The following is a 15,525-nucleotide window of genomic DNA, read 5'->3' as shown; positions in this document are numbered from 1 at the left end:
CCATGGCCGACGATCCCCTGGTCCTCGGTGGTACGTCCTTCTCGTCCCGGCTGATCATGGGGACGGGCGGGGCGCCCAGCCTCGACGTCCTGGAACGCTCGCTCGTGGCGTCCGGAACGGAGCTGACGACGGTCGCGATGCGGCGTGTGGACGCGTCCGTGCACGGCTCCGTCCTGTCCGTGCTCGACCGCCTCGGCATTCGCGTGCTGCCGAACACGGCGGGCTGCTTCACCGCGGGCGAGGCCGTGCTGACCGCCCGCCTCGCGCGCGAGGCGCTCGGCACCGACCTGGTCAAGCTGGAGGTCATCGCCGACGAGCGCACGCTGCTGCCCGACCCGATCGAGCTGCTGGACGCCGCCGAGACCCTGGTCGACGACGGATTCACCGTGCTCCCGTACACGAACGACGATCCCGTGCTCGCGCGGAAGCTGGAGGACGTCGGCTGCGCCGCGATCATGCCGCTCGGCTCGCCGATCGGCTCCGGGCTCGGCATCCGCAACCCGCACAACTTCCAGTTGATCACCGAGCACGCGCGCGTGCCGGTCATCCTGGACGCGGGCGCCGGGACCGCATCCGACGCGGCGCTCGCCATGGAGCTGGGGTGCGCGGGTGTGATGCTCGCCTCGGCCGTGACGCGGGCGCAGGAGCCGGTACTGATGGCGGAGGGGATGCGGCACGCGGTGGAGGCGGGACGCCTCGCCTTCCGTGCCGGCCGCATCCCGCGCCGTCACTTCGCCGAGGCGTCGTCCCCCACGGAGGGCATGGCACGACTGGATCCCGAGCGTCCGGCCTTCTGACGGAACCGCCCCGCGCGGGGATACCCCCACCCCGTACCGGACGTCTGTACGAGAGCGGTGCGCGCGTGCGTGCGTCGCGCGTCACAGCTCGGCTGCAGTCCCGCCCCGGTATCGGCCGAACGGGTCGTCGTGACAGTGGCGGCTCGTACACTCACCTGCGTGGATACGACCCTTCACGACCCGCTTGTCGGGCAGGTGCTCGACGGCCGCTACCGCGTCGAGGCGCGGATCGCGGTCGGCGGGATGGCCACGGTCTACCGGGCCCTGGACACCCGCCTCGACCGCGTGCTCGCGCTCAAGGTGATGCACCCGACGCTGGCCGCCGACGCCTCGTTCGTCGAACGGTTCATCCGTGAGGCCAAGTCGGTGGCACGGCTCGCGCACCCCAATGTGGTGCAGGTCTTCGACCAGGGGGCGGACGGGTCGTACGTCTACCTGGCGATGGAGTACGTCGCCGGCTGCACCCTGCGCGACGTGCTGCGCGACCGGGGCGCGCTCCAGCCGCGGGCGGCGCTGGACATCCTGGAGCCCGTGCTCGCCGCGCTCGGCGCCGCGCACCGGGCCGGATTCGTGCACCGCGACATGAAGCCGGAGAACGTCCTCATAGGGGACGACGGCCGGGTCAAGGTGGCGGACTTCGGTCTGGTCCGGGCCGTGGACACGGTGACGAACACGACGGGCACGGTCCTCGGCACCGTGTCGTACCTCGCTCCCGAGCAGATCGAGCACGGCACGGCCGACACCCGCGTCGACGTCTACGCCTGCGGCGTCGTCCTGTACGAGATGCTCACCGGCGCCAAGCCGCACTCCGGGGACTCGCCCGCCCAGGTGCTCTACCAGCACCTGCATGCGGACGTGCCGCCCCCGTCGGGCCTGGTCCCCGGCATGGCGTACGCGCTGGACGACCTGGTCGCCACGGCGACCGCCCGCAACCCCGAGGTGCGCCCGCACGACGCGGTGACGCTGCTCGGCCAGGTCCTCGAGGCGCGGGCGGGGCTCACCGCCGATCAGCTCGACGCCGTGCCGCCGGGCGCCCTCGCGGTGGGCCGCGACATCGCCGAGGACCGTACGAGCGTGATCCCGCGCTCGCTGTCCGTGCCCCGGCCGCTGCCGGTGAACGAACCCGACACGGACGGCGCGGTCTCGCACACCAGCCGGTTCGAGCGGACCACCCAGTTCGCCTCCGAGCCGCCGCCGCCCCGGCGCGGACCTGCCCGGCCCCGGCGCGGGATGCTCGCGATCGTCGCCGCCGTCGTGCTGGTGCTGGGCCTCGGCACCGGCATCTGGTACATCAACTCGGGCCAGTTCACCAAGGTCCCGCCGGTCCTCTCCAAGAGCGAGCAGGACGCCAGGGCTCAGCTGGACAAGGCCGGGCTCGACGTGAAGTCGGTCAAGCACGCGTTCAGCGACACCGTGAAGCGCGGCAGCGTCATCGGCACCGACCCGGCCGTCGGCGCCCGGATCCGCGCGAACGACTCCGTGACGCTGACCGTCTCCGACGGGCCCGAGACCGTGAAGGTGCCCGACCTGAAGGGCTTCGCCCTGTTCAAGGCGAAGGACGTGCTGAAGGACAAGGGTCTCGCCGCCGGCATGGTCAACCGCGAGTTCAGCGAGGACGTCGCCAAGGGCTTCGTGATCCGTACGGACCCGCAGGCGGGCACCGAGCGGCACGCGGGTTCGGCCATCGCGATCACCGTCAGCAAGGGCAGCCCGGTGGAGGTGCCCGAGGTCACGGGCTCGTCCGTCGAGGACGCCACCTCCGAGCTGGAGGACTCCGGTCTGAAGGTGAAGATCGCCACCAAGCGCGTCACCTCGGAGTTCGACAAGGGCCAGGTCGCCGAGCAGTCGCCGGCCGCGGGCCGCGAGGCCGCCGCGGGCGACACGGTGACGCTGACGATCTCCAAGGGCCCCGAGATGGTCGAGGTCCCGGACGTGGTGGGCGACAGCGTCGACGACGCCCATCAGAAGCTCGAAGGCGCCGGGTTCGAGGTCGACGAGGACCGCGGGCTGCTCGGGCTCTTCGGCGACAAGGTCAAGAGCCAGTCGGTGGAGGGCGGGGAGACCGCGCCCAAGGGGTCGACGATCACCATCGAGATCCGCTGAGCGCGAGGCCCGCGGCTCTGCCGCGGGCCGGCGCCCGCGACCCGGTCGAGATCCGCCGACGGAGCCGTTCACAGCCCATGACACCCTGAAGGGTGTGACCAGCAAGCAGCTCCGCAACCCCGTCGGCGGCCATGTCCCGGTGGCCGGCGGCCTCCACTCCGTCGGCCTGTCCTACGCACGCGACCTCGCGGCCGAGACCGTGCAGGTCTTCGTCGCCAACCCGCGCGGCTGGGCCACGCCCGCCGGAAATCCCGGGCAGGACGAGGCCTTCCGCGCCGCGTGCGCCGCCGAGTCGATCCCCGCGTACGTCCACGCCCCGTATCTGATCAACTTCGGTTCGCACACCAAGGCGACGGTGGAGAAGTCGGTGGAGTCCCTGCGGCACTCGCTGCGCCGGGCCCGGGAGATAGGCGCTCTCGGCGTGGTGGTGCACACCGGCAGCGCCACGGGCGGCAGGGAGCGTTCCGTCGCCCTCGCGCAGGTCCGTGAGCACATGCTGCCCCTGCTGGACGAGCTGACCCACGACGACGACCCGTTCCTCCTCCTGGAGTCGACGGCCGGGCAGGGCGCCTCGCTCTGCTCCCGCACCTGGGACTTCGGGCCGTACTTCGAGGCGCTCGACGCCCACCCCAGGCTGGGCGTGTGTCTCGACACCTGTCATATCTTCGCGGCGGGCCACGACCTGACCGGGCCGAGCGGCATGCACCAGACGCTCGACCTGCTGGTCGACACGGTCGGCGAGGGACGACTGAAGCTGATCCACGCCAACGACTCCAAGGACGTGGTCGGCGCGCACAAGGACCGCCACGAGAACATCGGCTCCGGGCACATCGGCGAAGACCCGTTCCGCGCCCTGATGACCCACCCCGCCACCGCAGGCGTACCTCTGATCATCGAGACGCCCGGCGGCAGGGAAGGGCATGCGGCGGACGTGGAGCGGCTGAAGAAACTCCGGGATTCATGACCCGTTGAGGAATACCCCCTGGGGGTATACGGTTCCTATTGCGCACAGGGACCGTCATCCAGCATGGGGGCACGCATGGAGCACAACACGCACACACGGCACGAGCACCACGGGGCCCAGCAGGACCAGCACGACCACCACGGGCACGAGGGACACGAAGAACATCCGGGGCACGAGAGCCACGGCGGCCACCACGGCGGGGCGAGCTGGTCCATGGCCGCGCAGGCCACCCTGCACTGCCTCACCGGGTGCGCCATCGGCGAGATCCTCGGCATGGTGATCGGCACGGCGCTCGGCTGGGGCAATGTGCCGACGATGGTCCTGGCGATCGTGCTCGCGTTCTTCTTCGGCTACTCGCTCACGCTGCGCGGCGTCCTGCGGGCGGGCGTCGACTTCCGGACCGCCTTCCGGGTGGCGCTGGCGGCCGACACCCTGTCCATCGCCGTGATGGAGCTGATCGACAACGGCGTGATCGTGCTGTGGCCGGACGCCATGGACGCGGGCCTCGCCGACGTCCTGTTCTGGATCTCGCTGGCCATCTCGCTGGTGATCGCCTTCGTGGTCACCACACCCGTCAACAAGTGGACGATCGGCCGCGGCAAGGGGCACGCGGTGGTCCACCGGTACCACCACTGAGGGGCGGCCGGCCGACGGCCGGCCGCCGTCACGGGAGTCAGAGCTCGGGGCCGTCCCCGGGCTCCTCCTGGTAGGAGTAGCGCTGCTCCCGCCAGGGGTCGCCGATGTTGTGGTAGCCGCGCTCCTCCCAGAAGCCACGGCGGTCGGCGGTCATGTACTCCACGCCGCGGACCCACTTGGGCCCCTTCCACGCGTACAGGTGCGGGACGACGAGGCGGAGCGGGAAGCCGTGCTCCGCCGTCAGCAGCTCACCGTCCTTGTGCGTGGCGAAGATCGTGCGGTCGGACGCGAAGTCCGACAGGCGGAGGTTCGAGCTGAAGCCGTACTCGGCCCAGACCATCACGTGAGTGACGGACGGTGCGGGCGGGGCGATGTCCAGGATCGTCCGGGCGGGGATGCCGCCCCATTCGGCCCCGAGCATGCTGAACTTCGTGACGCAGTGCAGATCGGCCACGACCGAGGCGTACGGCAGGGCCGTGAACTCCTCGTGGGTCCAGCAGTGCTTCTCCCCGTCGGCGGTCGCGCCGAAGACCCTGAACTCCCAGCGCTCGGGACGGAACTTGGGTACGGGCCCGTAGTGCGTGACCGGCCAGCCGCGCTGAAGTCGCTGCCCCGGCGGAAGCTCCGACTGTGCCGCTTCTCCAGATTCTCTCTCCACCGGCTGACCCATGCCTCCATCCTGACAGACCCGGGACAGTGCACATGACCAGCCCCATCCCGAATCGGGCAACTCCTACTAAGCGTGCACTTACTGGACGGTTCACTGCGCCGGTGCGAGGATGCGGCGCAACCTGCCCAGTCCCCGCTTGGAAGGAGCCTCTGCGATGCAGGGCGACCCCGAGGTCATCGAATTCCTCAACGAGCAGCTGACCGGCGAGCTCACCGCGATCAACCAGTACTTCCTGCACGCGAAGATGCAGGAGAACTTCGGCTGGACGAAGCTCGCCAAGTACACGCGGCACGAGTCGTTCGACGAGATGAAGCACGCCGAGGTGCTCACCGACCGGATCCTCTTCCTGGAGGGCCTGCCGAACTACCAGCGACTGTTCCACGTCCGGGTGGGACAGACCCTCACCGAGATGTTCCAGGCGGACCGGCAGGTGGAGGTCGAGGCGATCGACCGCCTCAAGCGCGGGATCGAGGTGATGCGCACGAAGGGCGACATCACGTCGGCGAACATCTTCGAGTCGATCCTCGCGGACGAGGAGCACCACATCGACTACCTGGACACCCAGCTCGAACTGGTCGAGAAGCTCGGCGAGGCGCTGTACATCGCGCAGTTGATCGAGCAGCCGGAGAGCTGATCCGGCGACAGACGCGTCAGGCGGCCTCGGCCGCCGCCGCAGTCAGCGCCGCCACGGTCAGAGCCGCCGTGGCGGGCATCGCCGTCGCGGGCATCGCCACGGGCGCGGGCACCGGGGCGTCCACGAGGTCCGACAGGACCGGCCTGCCCTCGTCCGCGAGCTCACGGCGCGGGCACGCGCCACGGCCCAGCAGGGCCTGGATGCGGCGGACGCACGAACCGCAGTCCGTGCCCGCCTTGCACGCCGACGCTATCTGGCGGGGGGTGCAGGCACCCTCTTCCGCGTGCTTCTTCACCTGCGCCTCGGTGACACCGAAGCAGCTGCAGACGAACACGCGGTCCACCTCCCGTCGGGGTTTCAGGGTCGTGCCGTACCGATGGAGCGGATTCCCGATTGATCGGTGAGGCTAACCTAACCTTACCCGGCTCCCCGGGGCCGCAAAAGTGCGGTGGGGCGCGGATCGTATGTGATCCACGCCCCACTTCACCTGCTGGTAACAGCCGGACCTGCCGGCGGTCCGTTACTGGTCGCGGTACATCTCGGCGACGAGGAAGGCCAGGTCGAGGGACTGGCTGCGGTTCAGGCGGGGGTCGCAGGCCGTCTCGTAGCGCTGGTGCAGGTCGTCGACGAAGATCTCGTCGCCGCCGCCCACGCACTCGGTGACGTCGTCACCGGTGAGCTCGACATGGATGCCGCCCGGGTGCGTGCCGAGGGCCTTGTGGACCTCGAAGAAGCCCTTGACCTCGTCGAGCACGTCGTCGAAGCGGCGGGTCTTGTGGCCCGAGGCCGCCTCGAAGGTGTTGCCGTGCATCGGGTCGGTCACCCAGGCCACCGTCGCACCGGACGCGGTGACCTTCTCGACCAGCTCGGGCAGCTTGTCGCGGACCTTGTCCGCGCCCATCCGCACGATGAAGGTGAGACGGCCCGGCTCACGCTCCGGGTCGAGGCGCTCGATGTACTGCAGCGCGTCCTCGGCCGTCGTCGTCGGGCCCAGCTTGATGCCGATCGGGTTGCGGATCTTCGAGGCGAACTCGATGTGCGCGCCGTCCAGCTGCCGGGTGCGCTCACCGATCCACACCATGTGGCCCGAGACGTCGTACAGCTGTCCCGTACGCGAGTCGACCCTGGTCAGCGCCGATTCGTAGTCGAGGAGCAGCGCCTCGTGCGAGGAGAAGAACTCGACGGTCTTGAACTCCTCCGGGTCGGTGCCGCAGGCCCGCATGAAGTTCAGCGCGTTGTCGATCTCGCGCGCCAGCTGCTCGTAGCGCTGGCCCGAGGGGGACGACTTCACGAAGTCCTGGTTCCAGGCGTGCACCTGGCGCAGGTCGGCGTAACCGCCGGTGGTGAAGGCGCGCACCAGGTTGAGCGTGGAGGCGGACGCGTTGTACATCCGCTTCAGGCGCTCGGGGTCCGGGACGCGGGCCTTCTCGTTGAAGTCGAAGCCGTTGACCGAGTCGCCCCGGTAGGTCGGCAGGGTCACGCCGTCGCGGGTCTCGGTGCCCTTGGAGCGCGGCTTGGAGTACTGGCCGGCGATCCGGCCGACCTTCACCACCGGCACCGAGGCGGCGTACGTCAGCACGGCGCCCATCTGGAGCAGGGTCTTGAGCTTGCTACGGATGTGGTCGGCGGACACGGCGTCGAAGGCCTCGGCGCAGTCGCCGCCCTGAAGGAGGAACGCCTCGCCCTTGGCGACGGCTCCCATCCGGGCGCGCAGCTGGTCGCACTCGCCCGCGAAGACGAGCGGCGGATACGACTCGAGGTCCGCGATCACATCGCGCAGAGCCTCGGCATCGGGGTACTCGGGCTGCTGCGCCGCGGGCAGGTTTCGCCAGGTGTTGCCAGCGCTCGCGCTGGACTTAGCGTTCACGGTCACCCTCCCAACATTACGGGGTCGTGTCGGGCGTCCATTCACGTGCTCATCAAGTGAGACGGCGCACGCTCGATCGGGACGCCTCGGGCGGCCGGCGCGACAGGGTCGCCCGGCCGCCCCGAACCGCTGCTCACCGGGGTCGTCGGCCCGTCCCGGTCAGTCCACGTCGAGCCGGTCGCGGTCGATGGAGATCTTCACGCCGCCGTGAGTCTCGGTCGTGTCGCCGGCGTACTGGTGGATGCGCTGGTGCTTGTCCCACAGGTCGGCGGGGACCGCCGGGTCGGCGGTGGTCGCCTGGTTGTTCCAGCGGGCGAAGTGGATCACGTCGGGCAGCGTGACGTCCTTGCGGTTCTTCGCGAGGTCGGCCACCAGGGACGAGGTGTTGCCGTACGCGCCGGCCCGGTAGCCGAGCTCGTGCAGCCGCTCGGTGTACGCGTCGACGTAGCCGAGGACCTGGTCGGTGACGGTGCCGCCGGGCTCGTAGTTCTCCAGGTCGCTGTAGATCACCGAGCCCTTGCCGAAGCCGAGCGCGGCGGCCTGCCGGGCCGCGTCGTCGGCGGCCGCGGTGCCCTGCGTCACCGGGCTGGTGATGGCCGCGCAGTCGCCCTGGCAGCTGCCGCCGTCGGAGGAGGGCTGGCGGCCCACGTACAGCGGGAAGAACCGCCAGCCCTTGGTGTACTGCGTCCGCACCCATGCGGCGGTCAGGTTCGTCTGCGAGCAGGCCCGGTTGATGCCGCCGATGTAGATGCCGATGGCGCCGTAGTCGGAGTGCTCCCGCCAGGCGTCCATGGCCTCCTGGCCGGGCGCGGTGCAGGCGTCGAAGCCCTCGCCCCGGAAGGAGGTCGCGTCGTCGGGCAGCGGGGCCACGGCGGGCGTCCCGGACGGCTGCTCGTCCTGGGCGGCGGCGACGGGCAGGCCCGCGCTGCGCAGGACGTCCTGGATGCGGGTGCGGTCGTAGCCGTAGGCGGCGGTCACCGCGATCCGGTCGGCGGTCGCCCGGTAGGTGCGCGCCACGCGGTTCTCGGTGACGGCGCTGCCCGTGACGGGCGCGGCCGCCGGCTGGATCAGGAGGGCTTCGGTGCGCCCTCTGGCCTGGGCCGGGCAGTCCTGCCGGCTGCCCGGTGTGCCGAGATACACCGCGTGCCGGTCGAACCGGACGCAGGTATCAGGATGTTTCTCCAGGTCCACGACCTGCCAGGAGGCGGGGACGGTGAACTCGTGGCCCCGGTAGGAGACCCGGGTGATGTCGTCGGAGTCGGTCGGCAGCGGGGCCGAGCGCGCGGCGCCGTGCGGTCCGGCGGCCAGGGCCGCGGCGGCGGCGACCAGAGTGAGAGCGCGGGCGCTCCTTCTGCGGGACTGGGGTGAACGGGCGGCGTGGATGGCTCTCTCCTCCGGTCGGGTCGGGGTTTCCTCGCCATCCATGGCCGCTGGCCGGGCTGTCCGAACGCCGCGCGGGGACGGTTCACGCTGTTGCCCGACCCTCGGCGTCGGGTAGGGTTCGGCGCATGTTCGCGCACTCGATCCAGAACTGGTGGTGGACCGCTCATCCGGCGGCCCACTGACTGCGCGTACGCAAGACTTCGCGAAGGCCGCCCGAGGGGCGGCCTTCGGTGTTTCCCGGGGTCGTTCCTCTCCAGGTGAGCTCGCCGAGCGAGCTCCGCTCACGAGAAGGAACCCACCGATGAACCTGCTCGACCTGCTGGACGATCCCCGACCGTTCGCCCTGCTGCGCCGCCGGACACCCGGCCACGACCACGACATGGTGGAGCTCCTGCTGGGCGAGGTGCGCGAGGTGGAGCTGCTCGCCGACATCCCCGGCGAGGCGCTCGCACTGGTCCCCTTCCGCCAGATCCGGGAGCGCGGCTTCGACGTCCGCGACGACGGCACCCCGCTCACCGTGCTCGTCCCCCAGGAGCGGCACGAACTCCCGCTGGACCGGGTCCTGGAGCAGCTGCCGTCGCACGACGTGCGTGTCGAGGGCGGCGGCTTCGACGTCGGGGACGAGGAGTACGCCGGCATCGTCGGACGGGTGCTCGACGAGGAGATCGGGCGGGGCGAGGGCGCGAACTTCGTGATCCGGCGGACGTACGAGGGACGGATCCCGGGGTTCGGGAGGGCCGACGCCCTCGCCCTCTTCCGACGGCTGCTGGTGGGTGAGCGCGGCGCGTACTGGACGTACGTGGTGCACACCGGGGCGCAGGAAGGGCCCGCGGGGCGTGCGACGGGTGGGCGCACGCTGGTCGGGGCGAGCCCCGAGGTGCATGTCCGGATGTCGGGCGGGACCGTCGTGATGAACCCGATCAGCGGGACGTACCGCTATCCGGCCGAGGGCCCGACACCACAGGACCTGCTCGCCTTCCTGGCCGACGGCAAGGAGATCGAGGAGCTGTCGATGGTCGTCGACGAGGAGCTCAAGATGATGTGCACGGTCGGCGACATGGGCGGGGTGGTGATCGGCCCGCGGCTCAAGGAGATGGCCCATCTCGCGCACACCGAGTACGAGTTGCGGGGCCGGTCCTCGCTGGATGTCCGGGACGTGCTGCGCGAGACCATGTTCGCGGCGACCGTCACGGGGTCGCCGGTGCAGAACGCCTGCCGGGTCATCGAGCGGCACGAGGTCGGCGGGCGCGGCTACTACGCGGGGGCGCTGGCCCTCGTCGGGCGGGACTCCGGCGGAGCGCAGACCCTCGACTCCCCCATCCTCATCCGGACCGCCGACATCGACGCGGACGGACGGCTCCGCGTCCCGGTGGGCGCCACCCTCGTACGGGGGTCGGATCCGGTCAGCGAGGTCGCCGAGACACATGCGAAAGCGGCGGGGGTGCTGGCGGCGCTGGGGGTCGGACCGGCGCGGCCGCGCACCCAGCACGCCGGGCCGCGGCTGGCGGACGACCCGCGGGTGCGGGCCGCGCTCGACGGCCGGCGGTCCTCGCTCGCGCCGTTCTGGCTGCGGATGCAGGAGCGCGGCGACGGTCTCGACGGGCACGCGCTCGTCGTGGACGGCGAGGACACCTTCACGGCGATGCTCGCCCATCTGCTCCGCTCGTCGGGGCTCGACGTGACGGTGCGGCGCTACGACGAGCCGGGTCTGCGCGACGCGGTCCTCGCGCACGAGGGCCCCCTCGTGCTGGGCCCCGGTCCGGGCGATCCGGGCGACGTCCGGGACCCGAAGATGCGCTTCCTGCGCGGCCTCACCGCCGAGGTGATCCGGGGGCACCGGCACGGGGTGCTGGGCGTCTGCCTGGGCCATGAGCTGATCGCGGCCGAGCTGGGCCTGGAGATCGTCCGCAAGGAGGTGCCGTACCAGGGGGCGCAGACGGCGATCGACCTCTTCGGGCGGACGGAGACGGTCGGCTTCTACAACAGCTTCGTGGCGCGCTGCGACGACGAGGCTCTCGCGGAGCTCGCCGCGCACGGCGTCGAGGTGAGCCGCGGCGACGGCGGCGAGGTGCACGCGATGCGCGGTCCGGGGTTCGCGGGCGTGCAGTTCCACCCGGAGTCGGTGCTGACGCTGAACGGTACGGCCGTGGTGCGGGAGCTGATCGGTCAGCTGCGGGGCACCAGCACGTTCTCCGAGCGGCGGCCCTCGGCGTAGTCGAGGACGTTGCGGAGCGTGGTGTCGATGATCTGGCCGAGGGCGTCCTCGGTGTAGTACGCCTGGTGGGAGGTGACCAGGACGTTCGGGAAGGTGACGAGGCGGGCCAGGGTGTCGTCCTCGACGGGCTCCAGGGACTTGTCGAGGAAGAAGAGCCCGGCCTCCTCCTCGTACACGTCGAGGCCGACGCCCGTGAAGCGGCCCTCGCGCAGTTCGGTGACGAGGGCCCGGGAGTCGACGAGTCCGCCGCGGCTGGAGTTGATCAGGATCGCGTCGTCCTTCATGGCGCGCAGGGCGGCGGCGTCGACGAGGTGATGGGTCTGCGGCGTCAGCGGCACGTGCAGGGTGATGAGGTCGGACTCGGCGAGGAGGCGCTCCTTGGGGACGTACTTCATGCCGAGTTCGACGCAGGCCGGGTTCTCGGCGATGTCCCAGCCGAGCAGGTTCATGCCGAAGCCGTGCGCGATCCTGGCGAAGGCCTCACCGATCTTGCCGGTGCCGACCACGCCGGCGGTGCGGCCGTGCATGTCACGGCCCATCAGGCCGTCGAGCCGGAAGTCGAAGTCGCGGGTGCGGGTCGCGGCGCGCACGACACGGCGGTTGACGGCCATGGCGAGGGTCCAGGCGAACTCGGCGACCGAGTGGGGCGAGTAGGACGAGACCCGGGCGACCGTCATGCCCAGGCGTTCGGCGACCTCGAGGTCGACGTTGTTGAACCCGGTGGAGCGCTGGGCGATCAGCTGGGTGCCGCCGGCCGCGAGCGTCTGCAGGACGCGGTGCCCCAGACCGCAGTTGACGCTGCTGGAGACTGCCTCGTAGCCGGCCGCGATGGGAGCGGTGTCCTCGGTGAGGAAGACGTCGAGGCAGCGGACTTCGTGGTGCCCCTCGAAGGCCTTCTCGATGAGCGGTCTCTCGTCGGACTGCACACCGAACGCAACGATCTCCACCGGCATCTCCCGCTCTGGAGGGTTATGGGCCGAATATACGGCCCATAACCCCAGGGTGCCGGGTCAGCCGAAGAAGACGCCGACTTCCTCGTACAGCTTCGGGTCGACCGTCTTCAGCTTGGCCGTGGCCTCCGCGATCGGGACGCGGACGATGTCCGTGCCGCGCAGGGCGACCATCTTGCCGAAGTCGCCGTCCCGGACGGCCTCGATGGCGTGCAGGCCGAAGCGGGTGGCGAGCCAGCGGTCGAAGGCGCTCGGGGTGCCGCCACGCTGGACGTGCCCGAGCACGGTGGTGCGGGCCTCCTTGCCGGTGCGCCTCTCGATCTCCTTGGCCAGCCACTCGCCGACACCGGAGAGGCGGACATGGCCGAAGGAGTCGAGCGAGCCGTCCTTGAGGACCATCTCGCCGTCCTTGGGCATGGCGCCCTCGGCGATCACGACGATCGGGGCGTACGACGCCTTGAAGCGCGAGGTCACCCACTGGCAGACCTGCTCGACGTCGAAGCGCTGTTCCGGGATGAGGATGGCGTTGGCGCCGCCCGCCAGACCGGAGTGGATGGCGATCCAGCCCGCGTGACGGCCCATGACCTCGACGACGAGCACGCGCATGTGCGACTCGGCGGTGGTGTGCAGGCGGTCGATGGCCTCGGTCGCGATGCCGACCGCGGTGTCGAAGCCGAAGGTGTAGTCGGTGGCGGAGAGGTCGTTGTCGATGGTCTTCGGTACGCCGACGACGGGCACGCCGTACTCGTCGGTGAGGCGTGCCGCCACGCCCAGGGTGTCCTCGCCGCCGATCGCGATGAGCGCCTCGACCTCCTGCTTGGCGAGGTTCTCCTTGATCCGGCGGATACCGTCCTCCTGCTTGAGGGGGTTGGTCCGCGAGGAGCCGAGGATGGTGCCGCCGCGCGGCAGGATGCCGCGCACGGCGGGGATGTCGAGACGGACGGTGTCGCCTTCGAGCGGACCTCGCCAGCCGTCCCGGAAGCCGACGAAGTCGTAGCCGTACTCCTGCACGCCCTTGCGGACGATGCCCCGGATGACGGCGTTGAGCCCGGGGCAGTCGCCGCCTCCGGTCAGTACTCCGACCCGCATGGAAAAGTCCCTTCGCAGCGGTTGCCTGATGGACTCACGCTAAGGGTGATGCAGGTCACTTCGGCATGGTGCGGAAGGTCAATTCCGGTGAATTGTGCGGGTGTTGATCTACGACCTTCACCCGAAGGTGGGATGCACCAGGTTTACGCCTCGTCAAGACCGCGTTCGATGGCGTACCGCACCAGCTCCACCCGGTTGTGCAACTGGAGCTTGCCCAGGGTGTTCTGCACGTGGTTCTGCACCGTGCGGTGGGAGATGACGAGACGCTCCGCTATCTGCTTGTAGCTCAGGCCCTTGGCGACGAGCCGGAGCACCTCGGTCTCGCGGTCGGTGAGCTGCGGGGCCTTCGGTTCGTCGTCGCCCGCGGCGGAGACCGGTTCGGAGGCGAGCCTGCGGTACTCGCCGAGGACGAGGCCGGCGAGGCCCGGTGTGAACACCGGGTCACCGACGGCCGTACGGCGCACCGCGTCGATCAGCTCCTCCGTGGACGCCGACTTGAGCAGATAACCGGTGGCGCCGGACTTCACCGCCTCCAGGACGTCGGCGTGCTCACCGCTGGCCGACAGGACCAGGACACGCAGGGCGGGGTTGGCGCCGACCAGTTCCTTGCAGACCTGGACGCCCGGCTTGGCGGGCAGGTTCAGGTCGAGCACGAGGACGTCGGGCGCGGCGGCCCGGGCACGGCGCACGGCCTGCTCGCCGTCGCCCGCGGTGGCGACCACGTCGAAGCCCGACTCGGTGAGGTCGCGGGCGACGGCGTCACGCCACATGGGGTGGTCGTCGACCACCATGACCTTGATCGGGTCGTTCCCCCGCACGTCCGCCGCCTCCGTCTTCGCCGTCATCGCCGCCCCACCGTGTTCATCGTCACCATTGCCTCTTCATTGCCCCTTCATTGCGCCTTCCCCCCGGATCACCGCTCCGCCTTCCTCCGGTTCACGGCTCCGTCCTCGCGCGGGTCACTGCTCCGCCTTCGCCGCGGACGCCTTGGGCACCTTCAGCTCGACCTCGGTGCCCTGGCCCGGGACCGAGATCAGCTCGGCCGTGCCGCCCAGGTCGCGCAGCCGCCCGCGGATCGACAGGGCGACCCCGAGCCGCCCCTCGCCCTCCGCCTGCGCGAGCCGGCCCTCGGGAATGCCGGGACCGTCGTCCCGCACGGTCACGATCACCTCGTCCGGTTCGTCCTCGACGAGGATCCAGGCACGGGCGTCGGGACCGACGTGCTTGCGGACATTGTCGAGGGCGGCACCGACGGCGGCGGCCAGTTCCCCGGCGGCCCCCGGTGCCAGCCGTACGGGCGCGCCGGGCTCGGAGAGGGTCACGCGCGCGGTGGCGTACGGGGCGAGCAGGGCCCGCAGGTCGGCCGGGCCGGCCGCCTCCTCGCCGGCGTCCGGTTCGTCGACGGCCCGTACGACCGCGCCGAGCGCGGCGTCCTCGGACACCCGGGAGACGGGCACCAGGCCGCCCGAGACCAGCGTGCGCAGCGCCACCTCCTGCTCACCGGCCATCCGGCCCAGCTCCGCCGCCTCGCCGCCGAGCGCGGATCCGCGCCGCTGCACCATGGCGAGGACCTGGAGCACACCGTCGTGGATGTCGCGGGCCAGGCGCTCCCGTTCACGGGTGGCGGCCTCGATCTCCAGGGCGCGGGCGAGGGTGCGCTCGGAGGCGCGGGCGACCTCGACGACGTATCCGATGGCAATGGAGGCGACCCAGACGAGGATCACGTTGTGCACGGTGTCGCGGGTCGGGGCGCCCCGCTCGACGACGTTGACCGCGGCGACCAGGGTCGAGGCGAAGGCCGCCCATCGCCAGCCGCCCTTGACCGCGAAGGCGAGGACGGAACCGGCCGTCCATATGGAGGGCAGCGTCGGGCCGCCGTCCTCGATCCGCGACGAGGCGTCGGCGACCCGGGTGAGCAGGATGCCCACGAGCGCGACGGTGAGGTCGGCGGCCAGGAACCGCTTGGTGCAGTTGGCCGCGTTCGCCACCCTGGGCAGGGTCGCCAGGGTCCACCCGCACAGCACCGCGTAGAACACGATGGCCACCCAGGGGCGGGTGAACTCGTCGTACGCGGTGGCGAAGAGCCCGACCGCGTAGAACATGGTCAGGACGCGGTAGGCGGTGAGCGCGCGCCACAGCGGCAGCTCGACCGACATCCTCATGACTCTCTCGCGCCTGGCCATGTCCCCCCACCCCACCGCTCCCCGACGTCCTCAC

Annotated in this window: 15 protein-coding genes; 7 read left to right on the top strand and 8 right to left on the bottom strand. The window is 70.9% G+C overall.

The features are described 5' to 3' along the window. Positions 1-2 precede the first annotated feature (2 nt). The 4 genes from ABEB03_RS08245 (at position 3) to ABEB03_RS08230 (ending at position 4,500) form a co-directional block, all read left to right on the top strand. Positions 3-797, top strand: a complete 795-nt coding sequence (locus tag ABEB03_RS08245; protein ID WP_095933732.1) for a thiazole synthase — start codon at positions 3-5, stop codon at positions 795-797. Between the two features lie 159 nt (positions 798-956). Next, positions 957-2,900 (top strand): Stk1 family PASTA domain-containing Ser/Thr kinase, encoded by a 1,944-nt coding sequence (pknB, locus tag ABEB03_RS08240; RefSeq protein ID WP_345643603.1) that lies wholly within the window; start codon positions 957-959, stop codon positions 2,898-2,900. Between the two features lie 94 nt (positions 2,901-2,994). Next, entirely contained in the window at positions 2,995-3,864 is an 870-nt protein-coding gene (locus ABEB03_RS08235) for a deoxyribonuclease IV (RefSeq protein WP_345643600.1), read from the top strand. Positions 3,865-3,939: 75 nt separating this feature from the next. After that, positions 3,940-4,500 (top strand): DUF4396 domain-containing protein, encoded by a 561-nt coding sequence (locus ABEB03_RS08230; protein ID WP_345643597.1) that lies wholly within the window; start codon positions 3,940-3,942, stop codon positions 4,498-4,500. Positions 4,501-4,537: 37 nt separating this feature from the next. On the opposite strand, the gene ABEB03_RS08225 is transcribed toward ABEB03_RS08230, so the two are convergent. Further along, positions 4,538-5,170: a sulfite oxidase-like oxidoreductase gene (locus ABEB03_RS08225; protein ID WP_095933736.1), complete on the bottom strand. Its 633-nt coding sequence runs from the start codon at positions 5,168-5,170 to the stop codon at positions 4,538-4,540. A 154-nt stretch (positions 5,171-5,324) separates the two neighbouring features. On the opposite strand from ABEB03_RS08225, the gene bfr reads away from it, so the two are divergent. Next, complete coding sequence (gene bfr, locus ABEB03_RS08220) at positions 5,325-5,804, top strand: bacterioferritin (protein ID WP_345643587.1); 480 nt, start codon at positions 5,325-5,327, stop codon at positions 5,802-5,804. A 16-nt stretch (positions 5,805-5,820) separates the two neighbouring features. Here the strand turns inward: bfr and ABEB03_RS08215 are convergent, their stop codons facing one another. The 3 genes from ABEB03_RS08215 to ABEB03_RS08205 form a co-directional block, all read right to left on the bottom strand. Then, on the bottom strand, positions 5,821-6,138 hold the full coding sequence (locus ABEB03_RS08215; protein WP_345643584.1) for a (2Fe-2S)-binding protein: 318 nt from the start codon (positions 6,136-6,138) through the stop codon (positions 5,821-5,823). A gap of 186 nt (positions 6,139-6,324) precedes the next feature. After that, positions 6,325-7,677, bottom strand: coding sequence for a class II 3-deoxy-7-phosphoheptulonate synthase (locus ABEB03_RS08210; RefSeq protein WP_345643581.1), 1,353 nt, complete (start codon positions 7,675-7,677; stop codon positions 6,325-6,327). A gap of 153 nt (positions 7,678-7,830) precedes the next feature. Further along, positions 7,831-9,096 (bottom strand): glycoside hydrolase domain-containing protein, encoded by a 1,266-nt coding sequence (locus tag ABEB03_RS08205; protein WP_345643578.1) that lies wholly within the window; start codon positions 9,094-9,096, stop codon positions 7,831-7,833. Positions 9,097-9,179: 83 nt separating this feature from the next. Here ABEB03_RS08205 and ABEB03_RS45305 point away from each other — a divergent pair, with 83 nt between their 5' ends. Continuing rightward, complete coding sequence (locus ABEB03_RS45305; RefSeq protein WP_076973970.1) at positions 9,180-9,236, top strand: trp operon leader peptide; 57 nt, start codon at positions 9,180-9,182, stop codon at positions 9,234-9,236. 119 nt (positions 9,237-9,355) lie between these two features. Beyond that, positions 9,356-11,269: an anthranilate synthase family protein gene (locus ABEB03_RS08200; protein ID WP_345643575.1), complete on the top strand. Its 1,914-nt coding sequence runs from the start codon at positions 9,356-9,358 to the stop codon at positions 11,267-11,269. Here the strand turns inward: ABEB03_RS08200 and ABEB03_RS08195 are convergent. From ABEB03_RS08195 to macS, 4 genes are all read right to left on the bottom strand, one after another. Next, complete coding sequence (locus ABEB03_RS08195; protein WP_345643572.1) at positions 11,221-12,216, bottom strand: 2-hydroxyacid dehydrogenase; 996 nt, start codon at positions 12,214-12,216, stop codon at positions 11,221-11,223. The two genes, ABEB03_RS08200 and ABEB03_RS08195, sit on opposite strands and share 49 nt — an antisense overlap. A gap of 63 nt (positions 12,217-12,279) precedes the next feature. Next, positions 12,280-13,308, bottom strand: coding sequence for a 6-phosphofructokinase (locus ABEB03_RS08190; protein WP_095933743.1), 1,029 nt, complete (start codon positions 13,306-13,308; stop codon positions 12,280-12,282). Between the two features lie 143 nt (positions 13,309-13,451). Then, complete coding sequence (locus tag ABEB03_RS08185) at positions 13,452-14,099, bottom strand: response regulator (RefSeq protein ID WP_425589205.1); 648 nt, start codon at positions 14,097-14,099, stop codon at positions 13,452-13,454. Positions 14,100-14,267: 168 nt separating this feature from the next. Continuing rightward, on the bottom strand, positions 14,268-15,491 hold the full coding sequence (gene macS, locus ABEB03_RS08180) for a MacS family sensor histidine kinase (protein ID WP_345643563.1): 1,224 nt from the start codon (positions 15,489-15,491) through the stop codon (positions 14,268-14,270). Positions 15,492-15,525 lie beyond the last annotated feature (34 nt).

The organism is Streptomyces siamensis (genome assembly GCF_039543605.1).
Taxonomy (GTDB): domain Bacteria; phylum Actinomycetota; class Actinomycetes; order Streptomycetales; family Streptomycetaceae; genus Streptomyces; species Streptomyces siamensis.
The sequence above is the reverse complement of the archived record's forward strand: the minus strand, read 5'-3'. Positions and strand labels throughout refer to the sequence as shown.

Coding starts and splice junctions, on each gene's coding strand:
- ABEB03_RS08225 (WP_095933736.1), bottom strand. CDS start 5,170: ATGGGTCAGCCGGTGGAGAGAGAATCTGGAGAAGCGGCACAGTCGGAG.
- ABEB03_RS08245 (WP_095933732.1), top strand. CDS start 3: ATGGCCGACGATCCCCTGGTCCTCGGTGGTACGTCCTTCTCGTCCCGG.
- ABEB03_RS08190 (WP_095933743.1), bottom strand. CDS start 13,308: ATGCGGGTCGGAGTACTGACCGGAGGCGGCGACTGCCCCGGGCTCAAC.
- macS (WP_345643563.1), bottom strand. CDS start 15,491: ATGGCCAGGCGCGAGAGAGTCATGAGGATGTCGGTCGAGCTGCCGCTG.
- ABEB03_RS08205 (WP_345643578.1), bottom strand. CDS start 9,096: ATGGATGGCGAGGAAACCCCGACCCGACCGGAGGAGAGAGCCATCCAC.
- ABEB03_RS08200 (WP_345643575.1), top strand. CDS start 9,356: ATGAACCTGCTCGACCTGCTGGACGATCCCCGACCGTTCGCCCTGCTG.
- bfr (WP_345643587.1), top strand. CDS start 5,325: ATGCAGGGCGACCCCGAGGTCATCGAATTCCTCAACGAGCAGCTGACC.
- ABEB03_RS08185 (WP_425589205.1), bottom strand. CDS start 14,099: ATGGTGGTCGACGACCACCCCATGTGGCGTGACGCCGTCGCCCGCGAC.
- ABEB03_RS08230 (WP_345643597.1), top strand. CDS start 3,940: ATGGAGCACAACACGCACACACGGCACGAGCACCACGGGGCCCAGCAG.